Source organism: Kumtagia ephedrae (genome assembly GCF_003012745.1).
GTDB classification, from domain to species: domain Bacteria; phylum Pseudomonadota; class Alphaproteobacteria; order Rhizobiales; family Rhizobiaceae; genus Kumtagia; species Kumtagia ephedrae.
In genome coordinates this window covers 25,120-50,996 of record NZ_PXYK01000032.1, presented here as the reverse complement: position 1 = coordinate 50,996, position 25,877 = coordinate 25,120, and the positions used below count along the sequence as shown (strand labels likewise).

General features: G+C 67.5%; 24 protein-coding genes. 12 read left to right on the top strand and 12 right to left on the bottom strand.

Features of this window, described 5'->3' with window-relative positions; translation table 11 throughout:
• The first annotated feature begins 16 nt into the window (after positions 1-16).
• Positions 17-376, top strand: a complete 360-nt coding sequence (locus C7I84_RS25110) for a hypothetical protein (protein ID WP_106774960.1) — start codon at positions 17-19, stop codon at positions 374-376.
• Positions 377-486: 110 nt separating this feature from the next.
• On the opposite strand, the gene C7I84_RS25105 is transcribed toward C7I84_RS25110, so the two are convergent.
• Complete coding sequence (locus C7I84_RS25105; RefSeq protein ID WP_245428604.1) at positions 487-1,197, bottom strand: DUF922 domain-containing Zn-dependent protease; 711 nt, start codon at positions 1,195-1,197, stop codon at positions 487-489.
• Between the two features lie 326 nt (positions 1,198-1,523).
• On the opposite strand from C7I84_RS25105, the gene C7I84_RS25100 reads away from it, so the two are divergent.
• Positions 1,524-2,285 carry a VOC family protein gene (locus tag C7I84_RS25100; protein WP_106774959.1) on the top strand — a complete coding sequence of 254 codons (762 nt, stop codon included), beginning with the start codon at positions 1,524-1,526 and terminating at the stop codon, positions 2,283-2,285.
• Between the two features lie 257 nt (positions 2,286-2,542).
• Here the strand turns inward: C7I84_RS25100 and C7I84_RS25095 are convergent, their stop codons facing one another.
• Positions 2,543-3,526 carry a Tim44 domain-containing protein gene (locus C7I84_RS25095; protein WP_106774958.1) on the bottom strand — a complete coding sequence of 328 codons (984 nt, stop codon included), beginning with the start codon at positions 3,524-3,526 and terminating at the stop codon, positions 2,543-2,545.
• A gap of 171 nt (positions 3,527-3,697) precedes the next feature.
• Between C7I84_RS25095 and C7I84_RS25090 the strand changes: the two genes are divergently transcribed.
• Positions 3,698-5,773 (top strand): acetyl/propionyl/methylcrotonyl-CoA carboxylase subunit alpha, encoded by a 2,076-nt coding sequence (locus tag C7I84_RS25090; RefSeq protein WP_106774957.1) that lies wholly within the window; start codon positions 3,698-3,700, stop codon positions 5,771-5,773.
• Positions 5,774-5,879: 106 nt separating this feature from the next.
• Here C7I84_RS25090 and C7I84_RS25085 read toward each other — a convergent pair whose 3' ends face one another.
• A complete protein-coding gene (locus tag C7I84_RS25085; protein ID WP_106774956.1) occupies positions 5,880-7,001 on the bottom strand; it encodes an ABC transporter substrate-binding protein in 1,122 nt (373 codons plus the stop codon).
• A gap of 338 nt (positions 7,002-7,339) precedes the next feature.
• Positions 7,340-7,606, bottom strand: a complete 267-nt coding sequence (locus tag C7I84_RS25080) for a sel1 repeat family protein (RefSeq protein ID WP_106774955.1) — start codon at positions 7,604-7,606, stop codon at positions 7,340-7,342.
• Positions 7,607-8,011: 405 nt separating this feature from the next.
• Between C7I84_RS25080 and C7I84_RS25075 the strand changes: the two genes are divergently transcribed.
• On the top strand, positions 8,012-8,356 hold the full coding sequence (locus tag C7I84_RS25075; RefSeq protein ID WP_106774954.1) for a DUF2147 domain-containing protein: 345 nt from the start codon (positions 8,012-8,014) through the stop codon (positions 8,354-8,356).
• 144 nt (positions 8,357-8,500) lie between these two features.
• Here C7I84_RS25075 and C7I84_RS25070 read toward each other — a convergent pair whose 3' ends face one another.
• Positions 8,501-9,223, bottom strand: a complete 723-nt coding sequence (locus C7I84_RS25070; protein WP_106774953.1) for a glutathione S-transferase family protein — start codon at positions 9,221-9,223, stop codon at positions 8,501-8,503.
• A gap of 190 nt (positions 9,224-9,413) precedes the next feature.
• Between C7I84_RS25070 and C7I84_RS25065 the strand changes: the two genes are divergently transcribed.
• The 3 genes from C7I84_RS25065 (at position 9,414) to C7I84_RS25055 (ending at position 12,393) form a co-directional block, all read left to right on the top strand.
• Positions 9,414-9,608 carry a hypothetical protein gene (locus C7I84_RS25065; RefSeq protein ID WP_106774952.1) on the top strand — a complete coding sequence of 65 codons (195 nt, stop codon included), beginning with the start codon at positions 9,414-9,416 and terminating at the stop codon, positions 9,606-9,608.
• Positions 9,609-9,725: 117 nt separating this feature from the next.
• Entirely contained in the window at positions 9,726-11,228 is a 1,503-nt protein-coding gene (locus C7I84_RS25060) for an AMP nucleosidase (protein WP_106774951.1), read from the top strand.
• A 154-nt stretch (positions 11,229-11,382) separates the two neighbouring features.
• Positions 11,383-12,393 (top strand): endonuclease/exonuclease/phosphatase family protein, encoded by a 1,011-nt coding sequence (locus C7I84_RS25055; RefSeq protein WP_106774950.1) that lies wholly within the window; start codon positions 11,383-11,385, stop codon positions 12,391-12,393.
• A gap of 96 nt (positions 12,394-12,489) precedes the next feature.
• Here C7I84_RS25055 and C7I84_RS25050 read toward each other — a convergent pair whose 3' ends face one another.
• Together C7I84_RS25050 and C7I84_RS25045 are read right to left on the bottom strand one after the other, a co-directional pair.
• Positions 12,490-13,098 (bottom strand): DUF922 domain-containing protein, encoded by a 609-nt coding sequence (locus C7I84_RS25050; RefSeq protein WP_133170154.1) that lies wholly within the window; start codon positions 13,096-13,098, stop codon positions 12,490-12,492.
• Positions 13,099-13,182: 84 nt separating this feature from the next.
• A complete protein-coding gene (locus tag C7I84_RS25045; protein ID WP_106774948.1) occupies positions 13,183-14,862 on the bottom strand; it encodes an electron transfer flavoprotein-ubiquinone oxidoreductase in 1,680 nt (559 codons plus the stop codon).
• 203 nt (positions 14,863-15,065) lie between these two features.
• On the opposite strand from C7I84_RS25045, the gene C7I84_RS25040 reads away from it, so the two are divergent.
• Positions 15,066-15,716: a hypothetical protein gene (locus tag C7I84_RS25040; RefSeq protein WP_245428603.1), complete on the top strand. Its 651-nt coding sequence runs from the start codon at positions 15,066-15,068 to the stop codon at positions 15,714-15,716.
• Positions 15,717-15,752: 36 nt separating this feature from the next.
• Positions 15,753-16,634 carry a uracil-DNA glycosylase gene (locus C7I84_RS25035; RefSeq protein WP_106774947.1) on the top strand — a complete coding sequence of 294 codons (882 nt, stop codon included), beginning with the start codon at positions 15,753-15,755 and terminating at the stop codon, positions 16,632-16,634.
• A 177-nt stretch (positions 16,635-16,811) separates the two neighbouring features.
• Here C7I84_RS25035 and C7I84_RS25030 read toward each other — a convergent pair whose 3' ends face one another.
• Positions 16,812-17,210 carry a hypothetical protein gene (locus C7I84_RS25030; protein ID WP_106774946.1) on the bottom strand — a complete coding sequence of 133 codons (399 nt, stop codon included), beginning with the start codon at positions 17,208-17,210 and terminating at the stop codon, positions 16,812-16,814.
• A gap of 125 nt (positions 17,211-17,335) precedes the next feature.
• On the opposite strand from C7I84_RS25030, the gene C7I84_RS25025 reads away from it, so the two are divergent.
• Entirely contained in the window at positions 17,336-18,139 is an 804-nt protein-coding gene (locus tag C7I84_RS25025) for a helix-turn-helix domain-containing protein (protein WP_106774945.1), read from the top strand.
• 139 nt (positions 18,140-18,278) lie between these two features.
• On the opposite strand, the gene C7I84_RS25020 is transcribed toward C7I84_RS25025, so the two are convergent.
• Entirely contained in the window at positions 18,279-19,226 is a 948-nt protein-coding gene (locus tag C7I84_RS25020) for a DMT family transporter (RefSeq protein WP_245428601.1), read from the bottom strand.
• The gene (locus tag C7I84_RS30735) at positions 19,223-21,532 is read right to left on the bottom strand and encodes a xanthine dehydrogenase family protein molybdopterin-binding subunit (RefSeq protein WP_106774943.1); all 2,310 of its coding nucleotides are present in this window, start codon (positions 21,530-21,532) and stop codon (positions 19,223-19,225) included. Before C7I84_RS30735 ends, C7I84_RS25020 begins: the two co-directional genes overlap by 4 nt.
• A 149-nt stretch (positions 21,533-21,681) precedes the next feature.
• Between C7I84_RS30735 and pepN the strand changes: the two genes are divergently transcribed.
• Entirely contained in the window at positions 21,682-24,327 is a 2,646-nt protein-coding gene (gene pepN / locus C7I84_RS25010) for an aminopeptidase N (RefSeq protein ID WP_106774984.1), read from the top strand.
• A gap of 30 nt (positions 24,328-24,357) precedes the next feature.
• Positions 24,358-24,984, top strand: coding sequence for a class I SAM-dependent methyltransferase (locus C7I84_RS25005; protein ID WP_106774942.1), 627 nt, complete (start codon positions 24,358-24,360; stop codon positions 24,982-24,984).
• A gap of 9 nt (positions 24,985-24,993) precedes the next feature.
• Here the strand turns inward: C7I84_RS25005 and C7I84_RS25000 are convergent, their stop codons facing one another.
• Both C7I84_RS25000 and C7I84_RS24995 read right to left on the bottom strand, forming a co-directional pair.
• Positions 24,994-25,473, bottom strand: coding sequence for an SRPBCC family protein (locus tag C7I84_RS25000; RefSeq protein WP_106774941.1), 480 nt, complete (start codon positions 25,471-25,473; stop codon positions 24,994-24,996).
• Complete coding sequence (locus C7I84_RS24995; RefSeq protein ID WP_106774940.1) at positions 25,470-25,787, bottom strand: ArsR/SmtB family transcription factor; 318 nt, start codon at positions 25,785-25,787, stop codon at positions 25,470-25,472. The genes C7I84_RS25000 and C7I84_RS24995 overlap by 4 nt, the downstream gene beginning before the upstream one ends.
• Between the last annotated feature and the right edge of the window lie 90 nt (positions 25,788-25,877).

Sequence of the window (25,877 nt, the reverse complement as noted above, 5' to 3'; positions counted from 1 at the left end):
GGGGTTGGGGACAATGATGAAATCGTGCCTTCGGGCGGCGCTGGCTATTCTCGCCGCCTCTATTCTGGTCGCCGGTCCGGTCCAGGCGGAGTCACTTGCCGGGAAGATCGGCAAGAAGCGCTATCCCGTGCAGTTTCCGGTCGGAATGAAAGGACCCTGCCAGCAGGTCTACGAGGCTTATATCGCGGCGCCCGGCCACTCGGCCTATGCGCAGACGCCGCTCAGCTACAGCGTCGAAGCCTTCTTCTGCGGGCGCGCCTTCAATGCGCCGTCGCAGAAGGAAGCCGAAAGGCGCGCCCTCGCCGACTGCAATTCCGTCGGCACGAAATACAAGCTGAAGGTCGCCGGCGCCTGCGCGGTCTACGTTTCGAAGTAAGCACCGCAGCGCGAGCGCCGGACACGCTGGGGACGGCGGCGCCGGCGTGCGGCCTCCCGGCGAATGTTGCCCGACGGCCGGAGGCCGCCCGGGATCGCAATCGTTGCCGGCTACGGCACCGCTACGCCGGGCAACGGCGCCACGCCCGGCAAGGGTGCCACGTCCGGCAGCGGCATCTCCCCCGGAAGGGGCATCGCTTCGGGCGGCATCGCGCGGTCGCCGTTCACCAGCCTCAGCACCAGCCGGTGCACATTGCCGCCGTCGCGCAGCTCCTGCCTGTCGAAGTCGCGGCCGCGCGTCCGCTGCTCCTGCGACAGGGCCGCTAGGTGCTTCGTCAGTTCCTCGCGGATCTTCGTGCATTTGCGATCGTCGGCCACGGTGAGGCCGACCGACACCGCCTCGATCTTCCTGACCATGTCGACGATGAATTCGCCATGCACGCGCTCATGCGCCTCGATGCCGGCGATGAAGTAGCCCCACAGCGCCTGCGTGGCCGGCGGCAGTTTTTTGGCCGGTTTCGGCAGGTGGTAGACGATCGTCAGCTTGGGTTTTGCCGCGGCGAGACGGCAGCCCCCGCCTTCCGGCCGGTAGTCGCGCGACCAGGTCAGCTTGAAGGTGGTGACCGCGACGGCGCGGCCGATGCCGGCCTTGGGCCCACGCTCGCCGATCGATTCGTAGAGCTCGATGCCGCTCTGGCCGGTAATGGCGTAGGCCTCGATCTTCTCCACCGGCTGCCAGGCCTGCTGCGCCGCCAGGGGCGAAGGCGCGAAGCAGGCGGCGGCGAATGCCAGCCGCAGGCCTGCCTTCATCGGAAACGTCATGTCCATCCCTCCCCATCGTCAATGAGCTGCGGTTTGGCAACCGGCGGGCGCCGCAGCCAGCTCACTTTTCCGCTTATCCGGCGCGAATTTCTGTTCTTCCCGGCACGAATTTCTGCTCTCCCACGACGAAAAATTCCTCGGTTCCCACGAAAACAAGGCCAAATCCGTCCGCCGGCATGCTGTTTGGCACCGTATGCGCCCCAGTCATGCCGCTGTCGCCATCGCGCTGTCAGCATGCTCGCGCCGGTCGGTTGCCGTTTGCCGTGGGCAGGCGCATCGTCCGGTACAGCAGCGGGCGGCGGACGCGGACAACAAGGGAGCGAACCATGGCCTCGAATTTCGTCTGGTACGAACTGATGACAAGCGATGTGGAGGCGGCGGAAGCCTTCTACACCAAGGTAGTGGGCTGGACTGCGGAAGCCTTTCCCGGCTCCGACTTCCTCTACAGGATCATGAAGACCGGCGAGGTCGGCCTCGGCGGGATCATGGAGATACCGCAAGAGGCGCGCGCCATGGGCCAGCCGCCCGCCTGGCTCGGCTATATCCATGCCGCGAATGTCGACGGGGCGACCGAGGGCGTGCGCAAGGCCGGCGGCGCGGTGCATCGCGAGCCCTCCGATATCGCAGGCGTCGGCCGCTTCTCCGTCGTCGCCGATCCGCAGGGCGCCGTGTTCCTCCTGTTCGCACCGCAGGGCGATGGCGGGCCGACGCTGCCCGCCACGGCTCCCGGACGCGTCGGCTGGCACGAGCTCTACACCAGCGACTGGCAGGCGGCGCTCGACTTCTACTCCGGTCAGTTCGGCTGGACCAAGGACGAGGCGATGGACATGGGGCCGATGGGCACCTACCAGCTGTTCGCCGTCGACGGCCAGCAGACCGGCGGCATGATGAACATGCCGGAGCAGGTGCCCGCGCCGGCCTGGCTGTTCTATTTCAACGTGGAGGCGATCGACGCCGCCGCCGAGCGCGTCAGGTCGGGCGGCGGCCAGGTGCTCAACGGACCGATGGAAGTGCCCGGCGGGAGCTGGATCATCCAGTGCATGGACCCGCAGGGCGCCATGTTCGCGCTGGCTGCGCCCGCAAGGTGAGGCGTCGTCCGGACCTTCCGCACGCGGGGAGAAGGTGGCCGAAGGGCCGGATGAGGAGCGGCTTGCACTAACAGGCACCCCCACCCCTAGCCCCTCCCCACAAGGGGGAGGGGGACTTTGCGGCCGCCATGCAACGCAAAACCGTCGACGATTAGTGCTCGGCGGAAAGGTCAGCCGGTCCCCCTCCCTCTTGTGGGAAGGGGTTAGGGGTGGGGGTAAAACCCTGCCCGCCGAGGGGGAGAAGAAAGCCCGCCTTCTCACGCCTCCTGGATGGCGGAAAGCTTCCAGTCGCCGCCGCTCTGGCGCACGAAGGTCCAGAGTTCCGTCGTCTCGGTGATCTCGTCGGGGTCGCCGGACACGATCTCGCCGCTGGCACGGTCGCGCATCACGTCGCGGGATTCGTAGCGGAACGCGGCGGTGGCGTAGTCGCGGCCGTCCTCGCGCCAGCTTTCGGCGACATCGGCCTGCAGCAGGTGCACGTCCGTGACCTCGTTGCGGACGCCGTTCTGCGCGTTGTCGGCGAGTTCCTCGGAGAGGAACGACACCATCTCAGGGGTGACGAGGCGGCGCAGCGCCGCATGGTCCTCGGCGGCGAACGCCCCCTGCACTTCGGCCAGCAAGTGCTGGAAGGTGTCGAGGTCGCGCTGGTCGAGCGAAATGTCCTCGCTGACGGGCGCAGCCGGCGCGGCAGACCCCGAGCCGATGCTCGGAATGCGGAAGCCGCCGCCGGTGCCGCCTGCCTCGCGCGGCGTCTCGTCGCGGGCGTAACCCATCGGCGCCCCGGCGCCGGCCAGCGCCGGCTGTTGCCGCGAGCGGAAGAAACGCAGCGCCAGCATGACCAGGCCGCCGATCAGCAGCACCTGCAGGATGAGGCCGAGCATGCCGGCCAGGCCGCCGAAACCCTGGCCGAGCAGCAGGCCGATCAGGCCACCGATCAGCAGGCCGCGCATCATCGTGCCGCCGAACCCGTTCATGAAGCCCGGCCGCAGAGGCCCGGCCTGCGGCTGGCGCGCGGCGCTGTTGGTGGTGGACGGGCCCGGATTGGGGGTCATGGTGCGCTCGACCGGGGCTGCCGGCTGCGGTGCCGTACGGGTCGGCGGCGCCGACTGGAAAGTGCGCGTGCCCCGGCTGCCGAAGCTGCCGCCGCGGCGCGCTTCGGCGTAATCCACCGCGACCACGGACAGCGCCAGCGACAGGCCTGCGAACAACACGGCCAACCGCGGCCAGCGGGACAATTTCATCGCACCTTCTCCTCTTGCGAATGCATCCGCCTCCATATGGGGAGGCGGTGTGGAGATTTCAGCGTTTGTATGAACTGTCAACCGCATGGCAGGCGATGACGGTGCGTCAATCCGCCATTGCGGTTCGCGTCAAAGCGCAGCACCATGCGCCTTGACGCTTCCGGAGGATCGATGTTCCAAAAAATCCTGATCGCCAACCGCGGCGAGATCGCCGTCCGCGTCATGCGCACGGCACGGCGCATGGGCGTGCGGACGGTGGCCGTCTATTCCGACGCCGACCGGCGGGCGCTGCATGTCGGCCTCGCCGACGAGGCGGTGCATATCGGTCCCTCCCCGGTCGGAGAGAGCTATCTCCGGGCGGACCGGATCATCCAGGCGGCGCTCGAGACCGGCGCCGAGGCGATCCATCCCGGCTACGGCTTCCTCTCGGAGAATCCGGATTTCGTCGACAAGGTGACGGCGGCCGGCCTGGTCTTCATCGGCCCGTCGGCCAAGGCGATCCGCGCCATGGGCCTCAAGGACGCCGCCAAGACACTGATGGAGAAGGCCGGCGTTCCGGTGGTGCCGGGTTACCACGGCGACACCCAGGCGCTGGTGCTGCTTGCCACCAAGGCGCGCGAGATCGGCTATCCCGTGCTGATCAAGGCGCGCGCCGGCGGCGGCGGCAAGGGCATGCGCCGCGTCGACGACCCCGACGATTTCGCCGATGCGCTGGCCGGCGCCAGGCGGGAGGCGAAATCCGCCTTCGGCGACGACCATGTGCTGATCGAGAAATATGTCGAGAAGCCGCGCCACATCGAGGTGCAGGTGTTCGGCGACAATCTCGGCAACGCGGTCCACCTTTACGAGCGCGACTGCTCGGCGCAGCGCCGCCACCAGAAGGTGATCGAGGAGGCGCCTGCCCCCGGCATGACCGAGGCGATGCGCGCCGCCATGACCGACGCCGCGGTGAAGGCGGCCAAGGCGATCAGATATTCCGGTGCCGGCACGATCGAGTTCATCGTCGACGCCTCCGAAGGGCTGCGGCCCGACCGCTTCTGGTTCATGGAAATGAACACACGCCTGCAGGTCGAACACCCGGTCACCGAGATGGTCACCGGCATCGATCTGGTCGAATGGCAGTTGCGGGTGGCGTCCGGCGAGCCGCTGCCCAGGGCGCAGGACGAGATAAAACTGTCCGGCCACGCCTTCGAGGCGCGGCTCTATGCCGAGGACGCCGCAAAAGGTTTTCTGCCGGCCACCGGCACGCTGCATCACCTGAGCTTTCCCGACGCCACGGCAGCGGGCACCGCCCTGCGTGTCGAGACCGGTGTCGGAGCGGGCGACGCGATCTCGCCCTATTACGACCCGATGATCGCGAAACTGGTCGCGCATGGGCCGGACCGCCCCGGCGCGCTGGCCGCGCTGGCCACAGCTTTGGAGGCGACGGAGGTCGCCGGCTCGGTCACCAACCTCGCCTTCCTTGCGGCGCTCGCCGCCGATGCCGACTTCGCCGCCGGCGACGTCGATACCGGCCTGATCGGCCGCAAGCAGGAGGCGCTGACGCAGCGTCCGCCGCCGGACGAAACGGTCGTCGCCGACGCGGCGCTTGCCGCGTCAGGTCTCGACGAGCGGGCTCCGTCGGCCGATCCTTGGTCGGTGCTGGCCGGCTATGCCCATTTCCATGCCGCGCCGTGGCGGACGACGCTGCGCTACGGGCAGGAGGAGATTCTCGCGCGGATCGCGGTCGAAGGCGGTACGGTCAAGGTGGCGATCGAAGGTGCTGCGCCCTCCCTCCCCCTCGAGGGGAGGGTCCGGCCGAAGGCCGGGGGTGGGGTCGTCCCGGCCGTGCGCGACGCCACCGTGCAACCTGCGGGGAAAGCGGGGTCGAGCACGGCCGTACCGACCCCCTCTGTCGGCTTCGCCGACATCTCCCCCTCGAGGGGGGAGAGGCGCGTGGTGCGTTGGCCCGGCCACGTCACCGTGTTCCGCGGCGCCGTAGGCTACGACTTCATCGTCGCCGATCCGCTTGAGCGCAGCGACGACGCGGAGGCGGCGGGGTCGATGCGGGCGCCGATGCCGGGCCTGGTCAAGGTGGTGCGCGCGGCGGCGGGCGATGCGGTCAAGAAGGGGCAGCCGCTGCTCGTCCTGGAGGCCATGAAGATGGAGCACACCATCGCCGCCGCGCATGACGGCGAGATCGCCGAGATCGCGGTCGAGGGGGCGCAGGTGTCTGAGGGTGCGGTGCTGGTCAGGTTCGCGGAGTGAGCGAGCAGCGAGCGGCCGTCCTCCAGGGCGAGCTTCGAAGGACGCACCGTCATAAAAGCAAACGGCCGGGACGAAGCCCGGCCGCCGGCTGCCTGAGACCGCAAACCTACTGGGCGATCGGCGCGTATTTGCCGTCGTGCCACTGGTTGATGTCGTAGCTGGCGTTCTTCAGGTCGCCCTTCTCGTCGAAGGTGACCTCGCCGACCACCGTGCTGATCGGCTCGCCGTTCTTCAGCGCCTCGGCGACCTTCATCGGATCGTCGCTGCCGGCGCGTTCGACGCCCTGCGCGATCGCCTGGACCACCGCGTAGGAGAACAGCGTAAACCCTTCCGGCACGAAGCCGCCGGCCTTGATCTTCTCCACTGCCTCCTTGGCCTCCGGCTTCGCCTGCGGGTCGGACGGGAAGACGAACATGGTGCCTTCGCCGGCCGGGCCGGCGATCTGCCAGAATTCCGGCGAGGCGATCGAATCCGGCATGATCAGCTGGAACTTGAAGCCCTGCTCGGCCGACTGGCGCAGCATCAGGCCGGCCTCCGGGTGATAGCCGCCGAAGTAGACGACGTCCGCCTTCAGCTCCTTCAACTTGGTGACCAGCGCCGAATAGTCCTTCTCGCCGGCGTTGAGGCCCTCGTAGAGGATTTCCTTCAGGCCGGCCGTGTTCATGGTCTCTCGCACCGCGTCGGCGACGCCCTGCCCGTAGGCGCTCTTGTCGTGCAGCACGACGACGTTCTTGCCCTTGAATCTCTCGGCGATCCACGGGCCGATGAAGGCGCCCTGCGCGTCGTCGCGGGTATAGAGACGCATGATCGTCGGCCAACCCTTCTCGGCCGCCGCGTCGGTCAGCTCCGGATTGGACGAGGCGGGGCTCATCATCAGCACGCCGCTTTCGGCATAGACGGCGGAAGCCGGGATGCTCGATCCCGAGCAGGCATGGCCGTCGACGAACTTGATGCCCTCGGCGACGATGCGGTTGGCCACCGACACCGCCTGCTTGGGGTCGCACACGTCGTCCTCGATGACGATGTTGATCTTGCGGCCGCCGACGCCGCCCTTCTCGTTGATCGCCGCCGCGGCCGCCTGGGCGCCCTGCTTGAACTGGTCGCCGATGTTGGCGAGCTGGCCCGTCATCGGGCCGACCACGGCGATCGAGATGTCCTGGGCGAAGGCGGGGCCGGCGAGAACAAGGCTGAGCGCGGCCGCGCCGAAGAGATGTTTCAGTCTTTTCATGGAAAACTCCTCCCTTTTGTCGCCGCAGGATAGTCGAGCGGCGTCCCCTTGTCAGGTGGCTGGGATGCCATGATGGGGCGACGCAACGTCAGCGCCAGCGACGGCCCGGCAACTGGTCCATGAGCCTGCCCGGAAAAGCGCGATGCCGCGACCGGCGGAGGAACCGGTCGCGGCATCGGGGCAAGCTCTCGCCATGCCTCGCCTGTCGTGCCGCGCGGTCTGCCGCCGCGCTGGCGGTCGATCGGATACCGTCGCCCGGGACGGTTTTCCGCCTCCGGATCGTATCCGAGCCTGCCGCGAACGCGTTGGAGCGCGTTTGCCGCGGCGGGAATTCCCTGTCAGTGGGTCGTCATCCACTCGCGCGCCTGGCGCAGCGCCAGCGCGATCTCCTGCTTCGACATGCCGGCCGAAAGCTCGGAGCGCAGTTCCGCGGCGCGGACCGAGCCCTTGATCGCGGCGATGTTGAACCACTTGTGCGCAGCAATCGTGTCGACCGCGCAGTCGCGGCCGGTCGCATACATCAGCCCGAGCTCGCACAGTACGTCTGCCTGGGCCGAAGCGCCGAGGGTTCCGCTGTCGACGTCGAATATCTCAAAGCGTGCCATTTGCCTGTCCCTGTCCCTTGTCCCGAGAGCCCGGCTGTCCCGTCCGGTTCGCTCGTTCGATGGTTCGAAGGATGCCGGGGAGGCTTGAAACCGGCGTTAAGCGGCGTCGTTAACCGGCGGCAAACAAAACCCAAACAAGCGGTAAACCTCGGAATTCATTAAGGATCGTATCCCTTGCAGACTGGGCGGTGCCGTGAAAATTCTCCGAAAATTTACGCTGCCGCCGTCAACGCTTCCTTCACCACGAATGCGCTTCGCGGCCGGTGCCGAGGGCGTGAGGCGTCGAAAAAATTACGGCGATCTGCCGCAGCGGCACCGGCTTTCCGCCGGACCGGACTTCGATTAGCTTACGTTTTCGTAAGATGCCGGAACGTGAAACCACGCCGGATCGATGGGAGGACGGAAATGTTTCGCAGGACGACGATGATCTTCGCGGCCATGATGCTGACGGCCGGGACAGCCTATGCCGACCCGATCGAGGGCAACTGGCGCACCCAGAGCGGCGAGACCGCGGCGATCGGCGATTGTGGCGGCGGCTACTGCATCACGCTGAAGACCGGCAAGCACAAGGGCAAGGGCATCGGCAAGGTGTCGGCGCAGGGCGGCGGCCAGTATTCCGGCACCATCACCGATCCCGCCACCGACAAGACCTATTCCGGCAAGGCGACGCTGACCGGCGGCAGCATGAAGATGCGCGGCTGCGTGCTCGGGGGCCTGATCTGCCGCAGCCAGACGTGGACGAAGCAATAGGGAATAGCGAATAGCGAATAGCGAATAGCGAATAGCGAATAGCGAATAGAAAACAGGTTGCGACTGTGGGGGGCTCGCGCAAGCCAAACCCTATTCGCTACTCCCTATTCGCTATTCGCTCCTTCGATCGCTATTCGCTCCATTTCACGCTCTCGCCCGCTGCCCGAACAGCACCTTCTGCGCTTCCTTGTCGTCGGCGATGTTGCGGCGGTGCTCCTCGCCGACGGCCAGGCCGCGCTCGACGGCGGGGCGCGCCAGCAGGGTCTCGAACCAGCGCTTGAGGTTGGGGAATTCCTCCAGATCCTGGCCCTGGTTCTTGTAGGGCCTGACCCAGCCGATGCAGGCCATGTCGGCGATCGAATAGGCGCCGGCCAGGAAATCGCGGTCGGCCAGCCGCTTGTTCATGACGCCGTAGAGGCGGTTTACCTCGTTGGTGTAGCGGTTGATCGAATAGTCGATCTTTTCCGGCGCATACTGGCGGAAATGATGGGCCTGGCCGGCCATCGGCCCGAGCCCGCCCATCTGCCAGAACAGCCACTGGTCGACCTCGGTGCGCTGGCGCTCGTCGGCGGGATAGAATTGTCCAAACTTCCGGCCGAGATATTGCAGGATGGCGCCGGACTCGAACACCGAGATGGGCTCGCCGCCCCATTTTCCGCCTGAAGAAGGCCCTTCCGGATCGACGATCGCCGGCATCCGGTTGTTGGGCGCGATCTTGAGGAAGGCCGGCTCGAACTGCTCCCCCTTGCCGATGTTCACGTATTTCACCGTGTAGGGGACGCCGAGCTCCTCCAGCATGATGGAAATCTTCCAGCCGTTCGGCGTCGGCCAGTAGTGGAGCTCGATCGGCTGCGTCTGCGTGGTCATGCGAAAAGTCTCCCGGTTTGCGCTGCCGAAGACTTAGGCGGCGAAAGCCCCCACGCAAGGCGCTGGGCGGCTGTGCTTCGATGAAAAAAGCTGAACGCCGAATGAACGGCGCTCTCAGGACGGGTTCAGCGCCGGACCGGCATAGTCCCGTTACAAACAAGACGTAGTCTCCACGACTGAGGGCAAAGACATGCTCCGCCTCGCCGCCAAGACGCTGAAGATCGTGCCGCTGATGGCTCGCGCCGCGCTCGTCAGCCTGCTGCTCGCCGCGCCGGTTCTCGCCGTCCCGGCCGTCGGCGGCGACCGCAGCCTGCAGATCGAGGCGCCGCAGGCCAAGAAGATGGGCGCCGGCTTCGTCCTGCTGGTCAGCCTGCAGCGGGGCTAAGCCGCAAGGAGGCCGGACACGGCCGCGAGGCATTTCCAACTCGCGGGAGCCTCTGCCTCAATCGATCGGCCGCTCCAGCCCTCTCCCGGTTGTCATGTTTGCCCTCTATAATGGCTCATGGAAAAGCGAATCTATCCCGAACCTGCCCAGACCATCGTCTCGCCGGAGCCCTTTGTCCGGCAGACCTTCACCGACGCCACCAAGGCGGTCGAGGCGCTGAAGCGCCTTTATGCCCGCAATACGGAATTCCTGCGCTCCTCCTTCGCCGGCATCGGCAGCGACAAGGACCTGAAGGGCCGCTACCGCGCCTATTATCCGGAGGTGGGCGTCACCACCCTCTCCTATTCCCAGGTCGATTCCCGCCAGGCCTACGGGCACATGTCGGTGCCCGGCCACTTCACCACCACGATCACCCGGCCCGACCTGTTCGAGACCTATCTCGTCGAGCAATTGCAGCTCATCATGAAGAACCACGGCGTGCCGGTGGTGGTGTCGGAATCGGATACGCCGATCCCGCTGCATTTCGCCTTCCTCGAAGGCACGCATGTCGACGGCTCGGTCGCCGAGCGGCTGCGCCGGCCGATCCGCGACTTCTTCGACGTACCGGACCTCGACGGCACCGACGACCTGATCGCCAACGGCACCTACGAGCCGATCCCCGGGGAGCCGCGGCCGCTGGCGCCGTTCACCGCGCAGCGCATCGACTATTCGCTGCACCGGCTGCCGCACTATACGGCGACCACGCCCGACCATTTCCAGAACTTCGTGCTGTTCACCAACTACCAGTTCTACATCGACGAGTTCTGCATCTACGCCCGCGACCTCATGGCCAAGGGCGGAGGCGGCTATTCCGAATTCGTCGAGCCGGGCAATCTTCTGACCCCGGCGGGCGCCACCGCGCCCGTCTCCGGCGCGCTGCCGCCGCGCACGCCGCAGATGCCGGCCTACCATCTGAAGAGACCGGGGCATGCCGGCATCACCATGATCAACATCGGCGTCGGCCCGTCCAACGCCAAGACCATCACCGACCACGTCGCCGTGCTGCGGCCGCACGCCTGGCTGATGCTCGGCCACTGCGCCGGCCTGCGCAACACCCAGGCGCTGGGCGACTACGTGCTGGCGCATGCCTATGTGCGCGAGGACCACGTGCTCGACGCCGACCTGCCGGTTTGGGTACCCATTCCGGCGCTGGCCGAGATCCAGGTGGCGCTGCAGGAGGCCGTGGCCGAGGTCACCGGGCTGGAAGGCTACGACCTCAAGCGCATCATGCGCACCGGCACGGTGGCGACCATCGACAACCGCAACTGGGAACTGCGCGAGCAGCGCGGACCGGTGCGGCGGCTTTCGCAGTCGCGGGCGATCGCGCTCGACATGGAATCGGCCACCATCGCCGCCAACGGTTTTCGCTTCCGCGTGCCGTACGGCACGCTGCTCTGCGTCTCCGACAAGCCGCTGCATGGCGAGCTGAAATTGCCGGGCATGGCCAGCGAATTCTACAAGCGGCAGGTCTCGCAGCACCTGTCGATCGGCATCCGCGCCGTCGAGAAGCTGGCCGAGATGCCGCTCGACCGGCTGCACTCGCGCAAGCTGCGCAGCTTTCTGGAGACGCCGTTCCAGTAGGGCCGTCCTTCACCGGCTCGCTTCGCTCGCCACCTCTCCCCTGTCGATCGGGAGGGATTTTCACCAGAGGTGGCGACTTGCCACCGCGGCATGATCGCCCGTCGACGGTTTGCTCTTGCGTCCACAGGCAGCATTGGCTTGAAGATCAGCATCGATGATCATCCTCAAGCCGCTCCGTCCCCTCATCCTTCTGGCCGCGCTCGCCGTCGGCGTGCCGCTCGCCGCCGGCTTCTTCAACGCGCTGCATCCCGCGCTCGATTCCTTTGCGCATTTCAGGGCGCATCTTGCCGTGCTGCTTGGGATCGCCGCGCTGGCGCTGCTGGCTGTCAGGCTCTGGGCGTTCGGTGCGACAGCGCTTGTTGCGGCGGCGCTTACCCTGGCGACGACCTCGGGCAGCTTGCCCGCCATCGGCATGCGCTACGGAGCGCTGCACCCGGCCGACCCGGAACGTCCCGTCTACAGGCTGCTGCAGTTCAACCTGCGCTACAACAATCCGGAGCCGGCGCAAGTGCTGTCGCTGATCGGGCGTGAACAGCCCGACGTGCTGACGCTCGACGAGGTCACCGCCGCCTGGAGGGAGAAGCTGCGGCTGATCGAGGCCACCTACCGCTACAGCCTGTTCTGCCCCTATCCGAACGGCCTGTTCGGCGTGGCGATCCTGTCGCGTCGGCCCTTCGTCGAAGGCAGCGAGCCGTTCTGCGACGGACGCGGCGCGCTCGGCATCGCCGCCGTCAATTTCGGCGGCCAGACCGTCGACGTCGCCGCCCTGCATCTCGGCTGGCCGTGGCCGTTCCCGCAATATTGGGAGGTCGGCGGCCTGTGGCCCTCGTTCGGCCGGCTCGGTCCGACGGCGATCCTGGCCGGCGATCTCAACGCGACGCCATGGAGCCGCACACCCGCCCGCGTCGCCGAGGCCGGCGGGCTGACGCTGATGCAGTCGCCCGGCCCGACCTGGCTGTCGCGACACCTGCCCAAGGCGCTGTTCTTCGCCGGCCTGCCGATCGACAACGTCTTCGCCAAGGGCGACGTCGAGATGCATTCGATCCGGACGCTCGAGCCGACAGGCTCGGACCATCTGCCGGTGCTGGTGGAATTTTCGCTCAGGTCGAGCCCGGCCGACCCTGGCACCGACGTCGCGGCACTACCAGGCGCCGATCCTGGTTAGCGCATGATCCCGACAAGTTGCAGACTTTTCGGACAAAGATCATGCGGCAAAACAAGAAACAGAGCGGAATCCCGATCATCCTGATCGGGTTCCGCTCTAGCGCCGGCGGCCGATCAGGGCACCGACCATCCGGTCGACCGGGCCGCCCGGCTGGTGTTCCAGGACGTCGAACCGCTCCTGCCGCGCCTCGTAGTCGGCATAGACATCCCGCACGACGCGCGCCACCTCGCGCTTGGCGCTCCAGCAGCAGCGGATGCAGAACCAGTCGTCGTCGGCAACCACGCGCAGCGCCGCCCGGCGCGCCTTGACGGTCATCTGGCGGGCGAGGCGCCCGTGCGTCTCCTCGTGCCGTCGCACGCCGGCGAGAAAGCGAGCCCAGCGTTTCCGCAGGGCCGGCGACGCCTTGCCGACAAGCTCCGGATAGCGATAGTTGACCGACAGGGTGACGTCGGCAGCGTCCAGCCGGCACTGCCCATCCTCCACCTTCCAGCCCATTTCCCAAGCGACGGAATAGCGGGTCTGGGCAATGGCGCGCGCGGCAAAGCCGTGGCTGGGGCCGTTGCGATCCATCGCCGCCATCAGCGCCTCGCCGCTGCCGCCGCTGACCCGGTATTTCTCGATCCTGACAAGCGTCTTGACGTCCGCCGCGGCGTCAGCCGCCGCAAGACAAGTCATCGCCAACACCACCAAACCGAGCGGCCGCACCGAACTCTCCGAAGCCGAGAGGGCATTATGCGCAGCCGCCGGGCCGGGCGCAACAACGTCGGAGCCGGCGCGCGACGCAACCGGTCACAAGCTGGTATAGACCGGTCCCTCGCCGCCCTGCGGCGGCACCCAGTTGATGTTCTGGTTCGGATCCTTGATGTCGCAGGTCTTGCAGTGGACGCAGTTCTGCGCGTTGATGACGAAGCGCACGTCCTTGGCATTCGGATCGGCCGCGGCATTGCCGTCAGCGTCGACCCACTCGTAGACGGCGGCCGGGCAGTAGCGGGTGGACGGGCCGGCATAGACGTCGTGCTCGGAACGAACCTGCAGCGCCATGTCCTTCACCTGCAGGTGGACCGGCTGGTTTTCCTCGTGGTTGGTGTTGGAGAGAAACACCGAGGACAGCCGGTCGAAGGTGAGCACGCCGTCCGGCTTGGGATAGTCGATCTTCTGGTGCTGCGCGGCCGGTTCCAGCGAGGCGGCGTCGGTCTTGCCATGCTTCAGCGTGCCGAACGGCGAGAAGCCGAACAGCGTGTTCAGCCACATGTCGAGACCGCCGAGCCCGACTCCCACCAGCGTGCCGAAGCGCGACCACAGCGGCTTGACGTTGCGGACCTTCTTCAAATCCTTGCCGATGTCGCTGCCGCGCCAGGCCTGCTCGTAGCCCGAAAGCTCGTCATTGGCGCGGCCCTCGGCGATCGCCGCCGCCACGTTGTCCGCAGCCAGCATGCCGGACAGCACCGCATTGTGCGAGCCCTTGATGCGCGGCACGTTGACGAAACCCGCCGCGCAGCCGATCAGCGCGCCACCCGGGAAGGACAGCTTCGGCACCGACTGCCAGCCGCCCTCGGTGATGGCGCGGGCGCCATAGCCGATGCGCTTGCCGCCCTCGAAGGTGCCGCGCACGGCCGAATGCGTCTTGAAGCGCTGGAACTCCTCGAAGGGAGCGAGATAGGGATTCTTGTAGTTGAGGTGGACGACGAAGCCGACGGCTACAAGATTGTCCTCGAGGTGGTAGAGGAAGGAGCCGCCGCCGGTCTTGAAGCCGAGCGGCCAGCCGAAGGAATGCTGCACCAGGCCGGGCCTGTGGTTCTCCGGCTTCACCTGCCACAACTCCTTGAGGCCGATGCCGTACTTGCCGGGCTCGCGCCCCTCGTCGAGCTTGAATTTCGCGATGAGCTGCTTGGCGAGCGAGCCCCGCGCGCCCTCGCCGATCAGCACGTATTTGCCGAGCAGCGCCATGCCCGGCGCGAAGGCGGGTCCGTGCGAGCCGTCGCGCTCGACGCCCATGTCGCCGGTGATGACGCCCTTCACAGCGCCCGCCTCGTCATAGATCAGGTCGGCGGCGGCGAAGCCCGGATAGATCTCGACGCCGAGCGCCTCGGCATGGCCGGCAAGCCAGCGGCAGACATTGCCGAGCGAGACGATGTAGTTGCCGTGATTGTTCATTAGCGGCGGCATCAGGAAGTTGGGCAGCCGCACCGAGCCCGCCGGCCCGAGAACGAGAAACTGGTCGTCGGTCACCGGCGTCTTGAAGGGATGGTCGGTCTCGGTGCGCCAACCGGGCAGCAGCCGGTCGATGCCGATCGGGTCGACGACCGCGCCGGAGAGGATGTGGGCGCCGACCTCGCCGCCTTTTTCGAGCACGACGACGGAAAGGTCGGGATTGATCTGCTTGAGGCGGATCGCCGCCGCCAGCCCCGCCGGCCCGGCGCCGACGATGACGACGTCAAACTCCATGCTTTCGCGTTCGATCTCGCTCATCGATCCTCCGAACTGGCTGCGCTATCCCCGGCGCTTGCTGGTCATCGGCTCCATAGCGCATCGTCGAGTGTGACGAAACCGCATCGGCGAAAAGGCAAGGCGGCAAAGTGACGCTTCGGTGACTGGCTCTCCTCTCCGGTGAACAAGGCAAAGGGATTGCAATCCCAGTATTCGCCGGGTTCTTTATCCGGCATAGTTCGCAAATGCCGTCGGCCGCCCGCTTCCGCCACCCGGTGCAGCGCCTGCGTTCGGTCCGTCTTCTGGTTCGGACCCTCGCAGCAACAGCCTGGCTTTTTGCCTTCGCCCTCCCCGCCTATGCCCAGGACGAAAGGCCGTTCGAATGGCTGGCCGGCGCCTATTCCTTCTCCGACGAACTGGGCGGCTTCGTCATCGATTCCGTCTCCGGAACCGGCACACGCACCGACCCCATCGTCATCCGCGAGACCTTCGTCTCGGCGTCGCCGGCCACCCTGGTGATCCGCGCCAGACGTCCCATCCGGTTCTTCGACACCGGCACCTTCTACGCCAACGGCATCCTGCACATGCGCATCCTGGCGCGTAACGGCAGCGGTCATGGCTGGGTCGAGTTCGAGTTCGAGCTTCAGGAGATCCTGCACAAGGCGAGCGTCTTCGGCGACGGTCTCTCCTTCGACCAGCGCAGCGAGAACAGGGAACTGATCTCGTCCGACAGTTTCGCCGAGTTCAGCCGCGACTTCGAACCTTACGACAAGCTTTTGTTCCGCAACGGCAAGATCGACCCCGGCCGGACCGGGGGCTTCTCCTTCCTCATCACCGACTTCACGCCGAGGAGCCAGTTCTACCTGGTGCAGGATCCACGCGTCCCGTCGACCTGACTTGCATTCGGCGGCCCGGCGCAGCATGGTCCGGCCATGTCCATGTCGATCGAAGGAGAGCGCGAGACGCTCAAGAGCCTGCTTGCCTTCTATGCCGAGGCGGGCGTGGACGAGCCGTTGCTCGACGATCCGGCCGACCGCTTCGCCGAGACGGAGCGGGAGAAGGCGCGGCGGACCGCGGCGAAGCCGGCGGAGCGGCCGGCCCCTCCGCCGATGGCCGCAGGCGGCGAGGCGAACCGACCAATCCCGCAAAGGCCCCCGGCCCCCGCGCCTGCCGCGCCGCGGCCGGCAACGGCCGCTGTCCCCGACGGCGCCCAGGCGGCGCTGGCGCGCGAGCTCGCCCGCTCGGCCGGCTCGCTCGAGGAACTGCGCCAGATCATGCTCGGCTTCGACGGCTGCAACCTCAAGACCACGGCGAAGAACCTGGTGTTCGCCGACGGCAATCCGCAAGCCGACCTGATGCTGGTCGGCGAAGCGCCTGGCCGCGACGAGGATCTGGAGGGCCTGCCCTTCGTCGGCCGCTCGGGGCAGTTGCTCGACCGCATCCTGGCGGCGATCGGCCGCGACCGGACGTCGGCCTACATCGCCAACGTCATCCCGTGGCGGCCGCCGGGAAACCGCACGCCGACGCCGCACGAGACGGAAATCTGCCGCCCCTTCATCGAGCGGCAGGTGGAGCTCGCAAACCCCAAGGTGCTGGTGACGCTGGGCGGACCGTCGGCGAAAGTGCTGCTCAACACCACGGATGGCATTTTGCGCACCCGCGGCGCCTGGCGCGATCATGCCACGGCATCGGGGATGTCGATCCCGACGATGCCGACGCTGCACCCGGCCTATCTGCTGCGCAACCCCGCGCACAAGAAGCTCGCCTGGCGGGATTTTCTCGAGGTGCGGGCGCGGCTTGCGGCGCTTTCCTGAGAGGCTGATTCAGATCGCGGTGCTTCCCTCCCCTTTGCGGGAGGGTGGTTGCGAAGCGGCCGGGTGAGGTCGCCGCGGCAGCGCTCTACGTTCTTTCGGCGTCGCGGCCGGCCGCATGTACCCCACCCGGCCGCTTCGCGGCCACCCTCCCCTCAAGGGGGAGGGAGGCGTCGGCGCTCAGGCCGCGACCGCCTGCGCACGCCGCATTGCGACGAGCTGCAGCTCGGCGAACAATGCGACGGCCGCTGCCTGGGCGATGACGAAGGCGTAGCCGAGCATGGTCGGCGCCACCCAGCCGGTGAACAACAGGCCGATGCTTGCCGCCACCCACAGCGCGTTGATGCCGATCACGTCGACCAGCAGCAGCCGCGGGACCGAGGGGCGGCGTGACAGGACGACCAGCAGCGCCACGAACGGGACGAGCGCGATGCCCGCCCAGAACAGCAGCGGCTCGGGCAGGCCGAGAAGCGGCGAAAGCAGCGCGGAGCCACCGGCCATCAGCACGGCCGCGGCACCCGAGACGACGGCGTCCAGCAGAAGCGCGTTGCGCAGGAACGGCGTGATGGAAATGGTCATGGCATCATCCTTTCGGTTGGACCGGCCTTTCGCCGGGATGCTTCCAGGATGGCCGAGGCCCTGCTGCCTGGCGATTACGTCGGAGGTAATGGAATTGATCCCGGCAGCCGCCTAAACTCCTCGCCATGCGTACCGCCCTCGCCTCCCCCGGCCCGCTCATCCGCGAATGGCGCACCCGCCGCCGCATGAGCCAGCTCGACCTCGCCTTGGAGGCCGAGATCTCGCAGCGGCATTTGAGCTTCGTGGAGAGCGGGCGCGCAAAACCGTCGCGCGAGATGGTGCTGCTGATCGCCGAGCGGCTCGGCCTGCCGCTGCGCGAGACCAACCGGCTGCTGCTCGCCGCCGGCTATGCGCCGGGCTTCGTCGAGCGCGGCCTCGACGAGGCGGCGATGGCGCCGGCGCTGGCCGCGGTCGAGATGGTGCTGAAGGGCCACGAGCCGAATCCCGCGCTCGCCGTCGACCGGCACTGGAACCTGGTGCGCGCCAACGCAGCCCTCGCGCCCTTCCTCGCCGAGGTGGCCGACCCGGCGCTGCTGGCGCCGCCGGTCAACGTGCTCAGGCTCAGCCTGCATCCGCAAGGCGTGGCGCCGCGCATCGTCAACTTCACCGAGTGGCGCGACCACATCGTCGAGCGGCTGCACCGGCTGAACCAGGCCGTCGCCGACCCGGAGATCGTCGAGCTGGAGCGCGAGCTGCGCGGCTACCCCGTGCCGAAGCGGACCGGCCCGCCGCCGTCCCCGCAGAACTACTCGCCGATCGCCGTGCCGCTGCGGCTGCGCATGGGCGACGCCGTGCTGTCCTTCATCTCGACCATCACCGTGTTCGGCACGCCGCTCGACGTGACGCTTTCGGAGCTGGCGATCGAGTCGTTCTTCCCTGCCGATCCGGAGACGGCGGAGACGATGCGGCAGGCCTTCCCTCCCCCTTGAGGGGAGGGTGGCCGCGAAGCGGCCGGGTGGGGTGGCCTCAACTGCCTCGACGCAGAAAGAACGTAGAGCGCTGCCGAAGCGACCCCACCCGCCTCGCTTCGCTCGGCACCCTCCCCTCGAGGGGGAGGGAAGGTGCGCCCTATTGCGGCGGGGCGGCCTCGCGCGCTTTCGCCCGCTCGATGCCGAGCTGGCGCTCGCGCAGGATGATGAACAGGCCGGCGCCGACGACGATGGCGCCGCCGACCAGCATGTGCAGCGTCGGCACGTCGCCGAACAGCAGGTAGCCGACGGCGATGCCGAAGATCATGGAGGTGTATTCGAACGGCGCCACCACCGAGGCCTCGGCATGGCGATAGCCTTCGGTCATCAGCAATTGGCCGATGCCGCCGCATATGCCGGCGCAGACCAGCAGCGCGGCCTGGCCGGCGGTGAGCGCGCTCCAGCCGAACGGTATGGTCACCAGCGACAGCACCGTCGCCGACAGCGAAAACCACAAAACGATGGTGCCGGTCTTCTCGGTGTGGACCAGGCTGCGCACCAGGATCATCGCCAGCGCCGACGCGCCCGCCGCGGCGAGAGCGGCGATCACCCCCGCCGCCTCGTCGCCGCCAAAGCTGCCGGCACCGCCGAACAGCGTCAGTTTCGGCCAGGCGATGATGAAGACACCGAGCAGGCCGACCACGACGGCGCTCCAGCGATAGACGCGGATGGTCTCGCGCAGGATGATCGCGCTGAAGACGACGACCAGCAGCGGCTGGGCGTAGTTGAGCGTGATCGCCTCGGGCAGCGGCAGCCGCGCCAGCGCGTAGAAGCCGAGGCCCATGGCCGTGACGCCGACGCAGCCGCGCGCCACATGGCTGAACGGCCGCGCCGTGTGGAAAGCCTTCGCCAGGTCGCCGCGCAACGCCAGGAAGGCCATGATCGGCAGCATGGCGAAGAACGAGCGGAAGAACACGACCTCGCCGGCCGGCAACGGGCCGGCCGCCTTGATCGTGCTCGACATGGCGACGAAGGCCACCACGGAGGTGACCTTGAAGGCGATCCCGGTGAGCGGCCTGTCGGGGTGGGCGCTGCCGCCCGGACTCACCGCGCAGACGCTTCGGCGATCGCCGCCCACACCCTGGCCGGCGTCGCCGGCATCTCGATATGGCCGATGCCATAGGCACGCCACAGCGCGTCGGTAACGGCGTTCATCACTGCCGGCGTGCCGCCGATCGTGCCGGCCTCGCCGGCGCCCTTGATGCCCATCGCATTGGTGGTCGAGGGCACGTTGCGCGTCTCGAAATGGAAGGACGGCACGTCGTCGGCACGCGGCATGCCGTAGTCCATGAAGCTCGCGGTCAGGAGCTGGCCGTCTTCGCCATAGACGGCATCCTCGGTCAGCGCCTGGCCGAGGCCCTGGACGACGCCGCCATGCACCTGGCCGGCCAGCAGCAGCGGGTTCACCGTCACGCCGAAATCGTCGACGATCGTGTAGGCGACCACCGCGGTGCGGCCGGTGTCCGGGTCGATCTCCACCTCGCAGATATGGGTGCCGTTCGGATAGGTGCATTCCTCCTGCACGAACTCGCCAAAACCCTTCAGGTCGTCGGGGCGCTTCGCCGCCTTGGCAAGCGCGGCGAAGCTCATCGCCCGGTCGGTGCCGACGATGCGCGCCTCGCCGTCGACGAGCTCGATGTCGGAGGCCGAGGCCTCAAGCTCGTCGGCCGCAAGCCTGCGCAGCTTGACGGCGAGGTCCTCGCCGGCGCGCGACGCCGAGACGCCGCCGAGCGGGATCGAGCGCGAGCCGCCGGTGCCGCCGCCGTCGTCCAGCTTGTCGGTGTCGCCCTGGTGGACGATCACCTTTTCGATGTCGAGGCCGAGCTTCTCCGAGACGAACTGGGCATAGGCGGTGGCGTGTCCCTGGCCGTTCGATTGGGTGCCGATGAACAGGGTGACGGTGCCTTCCTCGTTGAGCTGGACATGCGCCGGCTCGGAGCCGGGGAAGGCGCAGGCCTCGATATAGGTCGCCATGCCGATGCCGCGGATTTTTCCGTTCGCCCGCGCCGCCTCGGCGCGGGCGTCGAAGCCGGCCCAGTCGGCGCGCTCCATCGACTGCGTCATGTGGCCGTCGAACTCGCCGACGTCATAGAGGCGCCCCGTCGCCGTGCGGTAGGGGAACTGCTCGGGCCTGATGAAGTTGCGCCGCCTTATCTCCTCGCGCGGCAGGCCTAGGTCGCGGGCGCAGGCATCCACCAGCTTCTCCAGCAGGAAGGCCGCCTCGGGCCGGCCGGCGCCGCGATAGGCGTCGACCGGGCAGGTGTTGGTGTAGACGCCGGCGATGGCGACATCAAGTTCGGGGATGTCGTAGACGCCGGTCGACATGGTGGCGCCGACATAGGGGATGAACGGGCCGTACTGCGAGATGTAGGCCCCGATGTTTGCGGTGAGCTTCACGCGCAGCGCCAGGAAGCGGCCCTCGGCATCCATCGCCATCTCGGCCTCGACGACATTGTCGCGGCCCTGCGCATCGGTCAAAAAATGCTCGGTGCGGTCGCCCGTCCACTTGACCGGCCGGCCGAGCCGCCTAGCGGATTCCAGCACCAGCGCGTATTCGCGATAGACGAAGCTCTTAGGGCCGAAGCCGCCGCCGACGTCGGGCGTGATGACGCGAAGCTGTCCGGGATCGATGTCGAACACCTGCTTCGCCAGGATCGTCCGCATCGAATGCACGCCCTGCGAGCCGGTGGTGAGCACCAGGCGGCCGCTGCCCTCCTCGACCTCGCCGATCGCGGCACGGGCCTCCATGTAGTTGCAGACCAGCCGGTTGTTGTAGAAGGCGATGCGCGTGACGCGCTCGGCCTTGTCGAAGACAGCCCCGACCTTTGCCGGCTCGCCGAACTGGTAGGTGAAGGCGCGGTTCGAGCCGAGCTCCGGCCAGACCAGCGGCGTCTCCGGATCGAGCGCCGTGGCCGTCTTGCCGGCCGCCTCCTCCGAATCATAGTCGATCTCGATCAGCTCGGCCGCGTCCTGCGCCAGAGACCGGCTGTCGGCCACGACGAAGGCGACGGCGTCGCCGACATAGTTCACCCGGTCGGTGCACAGGATGGGAATGTCGCGGGTCGGCGCCTTGCTGCCGTCGGGCTGGCGCTGCATGACGCCGGATTTCAGCGCGCCGAGCTTGCGAAGGTCGGCGCCGGTCAGCACCAGATGCACGCCGGGCGCGGCGCGCGCCGCCTCGGTCGAAATTATGCGGAAGGAGGCCTTGGCAGCCGGCGAACGCAGCACGTAGCCATGCAGCTGGCCTGGCCTGGAGATGTCGTCGGTATAGCGGCCCTTGCCGGTGATGAAGGACTGGTCCTCCAGACGCGTCACGGACGCGCCCATCCCGAACTTGGGTGTAAAGACGGTCATGTCGGCTCCGGGAAATGTGTGGCGGGTTACGCTCTGGAGATAAGAGCTCCGTCAGTTTTGTCGAGAGACGGTTTCGTGTAAAGAGCAACACCCCGGATTTGTTGGGCCAGTTTCGCACTGGCCGTCGCCCCCAACAGGAATGCCCGATGATGCGTACCGATACCGGCCAGGTCTTCCGGCTTGAGGATTACCGGCCGAGCGACTACCTGATCCCGCGCACCGAGCTTCGGTTCGTGCTTTCCCCCGACAGCACCATCGTCACGGCAACGCTCACCATCCGCCGGCGCGATCCGAGTGAGCGCGGCGCGCCGCTGACGCTCGATGGCGACGGGCTGGTGCTGCGCCGGCTGGAACTGGACGGCATGCCGCTTGCGCAGGACGCCTATGCGGCGACGCCCGACCAGCTGGTGATCCATGCGCCGCCCGCCCAGGCGGAGTTCACGCTGGCCATCGAGACCGAGGTCGCGCCGTCGCAGAATACCGCGCTGATGGGCCTCTACCGCTCCAACGGCGTCTACTGCACGCAATGCGAGGCGGAAGGTTTTCGCCGCATCACCTATTTCCTCGACCGGCCGGACATCCTGTCCGTCTACACCGTGCGCATCGAGGCGCTGCGCCAGGAGGCGCCGCTGCTGCTCTCCAACGGCAATCCTACCGAGAACGGTGATCTCGGCGGCGGCCGGCATTTCGCCGTCTGGCACGATCCGTTTCCGAAGCCGTCCTACCTGTTCGCGCTGGTGGCGGGCGACCTCGGCGTGGTCGCCGACCATTTCACCACCATGTCGGGCCGCAAGGTATCGCTCGGCATCTATGTCGAGCACGGCAAGCAGCACCTCGCCGGCTATGCCATGGACGCGCTCAAGCGCTCCATGACGTGGGACGAGCGGGTGTTCGGCCGCGAATACGACCTCGACGTGTTCAACATCGTCGCCGTATCCGACTTCAACATGGGCGCGATGGAGAACAAGGGCCTCAACATCTTCAACGACAAATACGTGCTGGCCGACGAGAACACCGCGACGGACGCCGATTTCGCCAACATCGAGGCGATCATCGCGCATGAGTATTTCCACAATTGGACAGGCAACAGAATCACTTGCCGCGACTGGTTCCAGCTCTGCCTGAAGGAGGGGCTGACCGTTTTCCGCGACCACGAATTCTCCGCCGACCAGCGTTCGCGCCCGGTCAAGCGCATCGCCGAGGTGCGTACGCTGCGCGCCCACCAGTTTCCGGAGGACCAGGGACCGCTGGCGCATCCGGTTCGGCCGCGACGCTATCGCGAGATCAACAACTTCTACACGGCGACCGTCTACGAAAAGGGTTCGGAAGTCGTGCGCATGATCCGCACGATCCTCGGCGCCGAGGATTTCCGCAAGGGCATGGACCTCTATTTCGAGCGGCACGACGGCGAGGCCGCCACCATCGAGGATTTTCTCAAGGCGTTCGAGGACGCCGCCGGCAAAGATCTCGGCCAATTCGCGCTGTGGTACCATCAGGCCGGCACGCCCAACGTCACCGTCACCTCCTCGCATGACGCCGCTGCCGCGCAGTTCACCCTGCAGATCGAGCAGTCGGTGCCGCCGACGCCGTCCGAGAGCCGCAAGCGCCTCATGCACATCCCGCTGGCCTTCGGCCTGGTCGGGTCGGACGGGCGCGATCTTGCCTATGCGGCGGCGGACGGCGCGGCGGTGGAGGACGGCGTCATCCACCTGCGCAAGCGCCGGCATACGGTCACCTTCTCCGGCATCGACGAGCGGCCGGCCATCTCGCTCAACCGCGGCTTTTCGGCGCCGATCACGCTGTCGGTCGAGCAGCGGCTCGAGGACCAGCTCTTCCTTGCCCGCCACGACGGCGATCCGTTCTCGCGCTGGCAGGCCTTCAACACGGTGATGACCGATGCGCTGATCGCCGCCTCCAGGCACATCCGCGACGACCGGGCGCCGCCGTTTTCGCCGGCGATCGCCGAACTGGCCACTGCGGTCCTGGGTGATGACGGTCTGGAGTGGGCGTTCCGGGCGCTGGCGCTGACGCCTCCCGGCGAGGCCGACATCGCCCGCGAGATCGGCAGCAATATCGACCCCGATGCCATCTTTGCCGCCCGCGAGGCGCTTCTGCGCGGCATCGCCCAGGTCAATGCGGACCTCTTCGCGGCCGCCTATGAGCGCCTGGCGGACAGCGGACCGTTCAGTCCCGACGCGGCAAGCGCCGGGCGCCGGTCGCTGCGCAACGTGCTGCTCGACTACCGCTCGACGCTCGCCGGCGGCGCCGATCTCGCCGCCCGGCATTTTCATGCCGCGAGCAACATGACCGACCGTGCCGCCGCGCTGACCGTTCTGGCGCACCGCCATCAGGGCACGCCGCAAGCGCTGGAGGCACTGACCCGGTTCGAAAAGACCTTCTCCAGCGACGCGCTGGTGATGGACAAGTGGTTCGCCATCCAGGCGGCGGCGCCCGGCCCGGCGGCGGTCGAGGCGGTGCGCGGCCTCTCCGCCCATCCGGCCTTCTCCTTCGGCAACCCCAACCGGCTGCGCTCGCTGTTCGGTACCTTCTTCAGCGGCAACCAGACCGGCTTCCACCGCGCCGACGGCGCCGGCTACGCGCTGTTCGCGGAAACCATACTGGAGATCGAGAAGCGCAACCCGCAGGTGGCCGCACGGCTGGCGACCGGCCTGCGTTCATGGCGCTCGCTCGAGCCGAAGCGGCAGGAGTTGGCGCGCCAGGCGCTGGTCCTGATCGCCTCGACGCCGGGACTGTCGGCCGATCTCAGCGACATCGTGGAACGCACGCTGGCGTGAGCGTATAGTGGCCCAAACGGCCTTTTCGCGATGGACGAGACAAGCAGCCAAAGCCACTGGCAGAAAACCTATTCGGAGAAGGGGGAAGCCGGCGTGAGCTGGTTCGAGGACCGGCCCGCCGTTTCGCTCGACCTGATCGGACGGACTGGAGCGAACGCCGCATCCTCGCTGATCGATGTCGGCGGCGGCGCCTCGCGCCTGGTCGACGCGCTGCTCGGCCATGGATGGCACGCCCTTGCCGTGCTGGACGTCTCGCAGACGGCACTCGATGCGGCGAAAGCCAGACTCGGCGGGGCTGCGGACGCTGTCGAGTGGATCGTTGCCGACGTGACCCGGTGGCGCCCTGCCCGCACCTATGATGTCTGGCACGACCGGGCGGCCTTCCACTTCCTCACCGAACCGGACGAACGGGCCGCCTATGTGGAGCGGCTCGCGGCAGCGGTGAAGCCCGGCGGACATGCCGTCATCGCGACCTTCGCGGCCGACGGTCCGGAACGCTGCAGCGGACTTCCGGTAATGCGCTACGAGCCGGCAGCGCTCGCGGCGACCGTCGGATCCTCGTTCCGACTCGTCGACGAGCGCCGCCATGTCCACACGACACCCTGGGGCACTAAGCAGGCGTTCCAGTTCAGCGTGCTGCGCCGCTGCGGACCCTGACCGGTCCGCTCACGCCGAACGGGCAACCTCCGCCTGATAAGCGGCAAGCAGGCCCGGCCATCCACCTTCGGCGTCATAGGCGCGGCGCGCCGCTTCGGCGGCATCGCCCATGTTCTCGAGCAGCCGGTGCTCCAGTTCGACACGCGTCTGCTGGTCGCCGACCGGGACGAAGCGGACTTCGACCTCGGTGTGCAGCGCGGCGTCGTAGCGCCAGTCGGCGCCGATCCGCCAGGCAAGCACGAGCAGCGTCGGCGCCTCCCATCTCAGCACCTCGCCCCAGTCGCATTCGCTTCCGTCGTCGCCGATCTCGTACCAGCGGCCTCCGGCGCGCGGCTCGATAACCGCCTTCCTCAGCGGCGAGGTGCCGATCGAATGCGTGGCCGGCCACCAGCGGCCAAAGCCGGCCGTGAACACGTCGAAGGCCTTGGCGATCGGCACTTCGACGGTCGTGGATTTCCGTACCGGCGCGGACTTGATCATGGCGTTCATCGCTCCTTCTCCCTGCTGTCGTTGATCTCCTTGCGAAAAGCGTCCAGCGCTTCCCCCCATATGTGGTCGAGCCAGGCGCGCATCTCTCCCAGCCCGTGCGGATCGATATGGTAGATGTTGCTCGCGCCACGCGGCTCGGCGTGCACCAGGCGCGCGTCCTTCAGGACCTTGAGATGCTGCGAGACCGCCGGCTGCGACACCGGCAGGCAGCGCGTCAGTTCGGCAACCGAGCGCGGCTGCTCCGCCACGAGTTCGAACACCTGGCGGCGCGTGGGATCGGCGAGCGCGATCATCGCGGCATAATCATAAGACATTGCTTATCATAAGCATAAACTTATTCTTCTTGCAACAGTATCCTGGGTGCGGTACGCGAGCCTGCGCGCAAATTGTTCACATCCGCAGGG

What these genes read in the sequence shown, in the direction of transcription:
- C7I84_RS25005 (WP_106774942.1), top strand. Translation starts at nt 24,358, where the DNA reads ATGGACGAGACAAGCAGCCAAAGCCACTGGCAGAAAACCTATTCGGAG.
- C7I84_RS25025 (WP_106774945.1), top strand. Translation starts at nt 17,336, where the DNA reads ATGCGTACCGCCCTCGCCTCCCCCGGCCCGCTCATCCGCGAATGGCGC.
- C7I84_RS25060 (WP_106774951.1), top strand. Translation starts at nt 9,726, where the DNA reads ATGGAAAAGCGAATCTATCCCGAACCTGCCCAGACCATCGTCTCGCCG.
- C7I84_RS25055 (WP_106774950.1), top strand. Translation starts at nt 11,383, where the DNA reads ATGATCATCCTCAAGCCGCTCCGTCCCCTCATCCTTCTGGCCGCGCTC.
- C7I84_RS25070 (WP_106774953.1), bottom strand. Translation starts at nt 9,223, where the DNA reads ATGACCACGCAGACGCAGCCGATCGAGCTCCACTACTGGCCGACGCCG.
- C7I84_RS25085 (WP_106774956.1), bottom strand. Translation starts at nt 7,001, where the DNA reads ATGAAAAGACTGAAACATCTCTTCGGCGCGGCCGCGCTCAGCCTTGTT.
- C7I84_RS25080 (WP_106774955.1), bottom strand. Translation starts at nt 7,606, where the DNA reads ATGGCACGCTTTGAGATATTCGACGTCGACAGCGGAACCCTCGGCGCT.
- C7I84_RS25095 (WP_106774958.1), bottom strand. Translation starts at nt 3,526, where the DNA reads ATGAAATTGTCCCGCTGGCCGCGGTTGGCCGTGTTGTTCGCAGGCCTG.
- C7I84_RS25100 (WP_106774959.1), top strand. Translation starts at nt 1,524, where the DNA reads ATGGCCTCGAATTTCGTCTGGTACGAACTGATGACAAGCGATGTGGAG.
- C7I84_RS25035 (WP_106774947.1), top strand. Translation starts at nt 15,753, where the DNA reads ATGTCCATGTCGATCGAAGGAGAGCGCGAGACGCTCAAGAGCCTGCTT.
- C7I84_RS25000 (WP_106774941.1), bottom strand. Translation starts at nt 25,473, where the DNA reads ATGAACGCCATGATCAAGTCCGCGCCGGTACGGAAATCCACGACCGTC.
- C7I84_RS25090 (WP_106774957.1), top strand. Translation starts at nt 3,698, where the DNA reads ATGTTCCAAAAAATCCTGATCGCCAACCGCGGCGAGATCGCCGTCCGC.
- C7I84_RS25065 (WP_106774952.1), top strand. Translation starts at nt 9,414, where the DNA reads ATGCTCCGCCTCGCCGCCAAGACGCTGAAGATCGTGCCGCTGATGGCT.
- C7I84_RS25045 (WP_106774948.1), bottom strand. Translation starts at nt 14,862, where the DNA reads ATGAGCGAGATCGAACGCGAAAGCATGGAGTTTGACGTCGTCATCGTC.
- C7I84_RS25105 (WP_245428604.1), bottom strand. Translation starts at nt 1,197, where the DNA reads ATGACGTTTCCGATGAAGGCAGGCCTGCGGCTGGCATTCGCCGCCGCC.
- C7I84_RS25075 (WP_106774954.1), top strand. Translation starts at nt 8,012, where the DNA reads ATGTTTCGCAGGACGACGATGATCTTCGCGGCCATGATGCTGACGGCC.
- C7I84_RS24995 (WP_106774940.1), bottom strand. Translation starts at nt 25,787, where the DNA reads ATGTCTTATGATTATGCCGCGATGATCGCGCTCGCCGATCCCACGCGC.
- C7I84_RS25110 (WP_106774960.1), top strand. Translation starts at nt 17, where the DNA reads ATGAAATCGTGCCTTCGGGCGGCGCTGGCTATTCTCGCCGCCTCTATT.
- C7I84_RS25040 (WP_245428603.1), top strand. Translation starts at nt 15,066, where the DNA reads ATGCCGTCGGCCGCCCGCTTCCGCCACCCGGTGCAGCGCCTGCGTTCG.
- C7I84_RS30735 (WP_106774943.1), bottom strand. Translation starts at nt 21,532, where the DNA reads ATGACCGTCTTTACACCCAAGTTCGGGATGGGCGCGTCCGTGACGCGT.
- pepN (WP_106774984.1), top strand. Translation starts at nt 21,682, where the DNA reads ATGCGTACCGATACCGGCCAGGTCTTCCGGCTTGAGGATTACCGGCCG.
- C7I84_RS25030 (WP_106774946.1), bottom strand. Translation starts at nt 17,210, where the DNA reads ATGACCATTTCCATCACGCCGTTCCTGCGCAACGCGCTTCTGCTGGAC.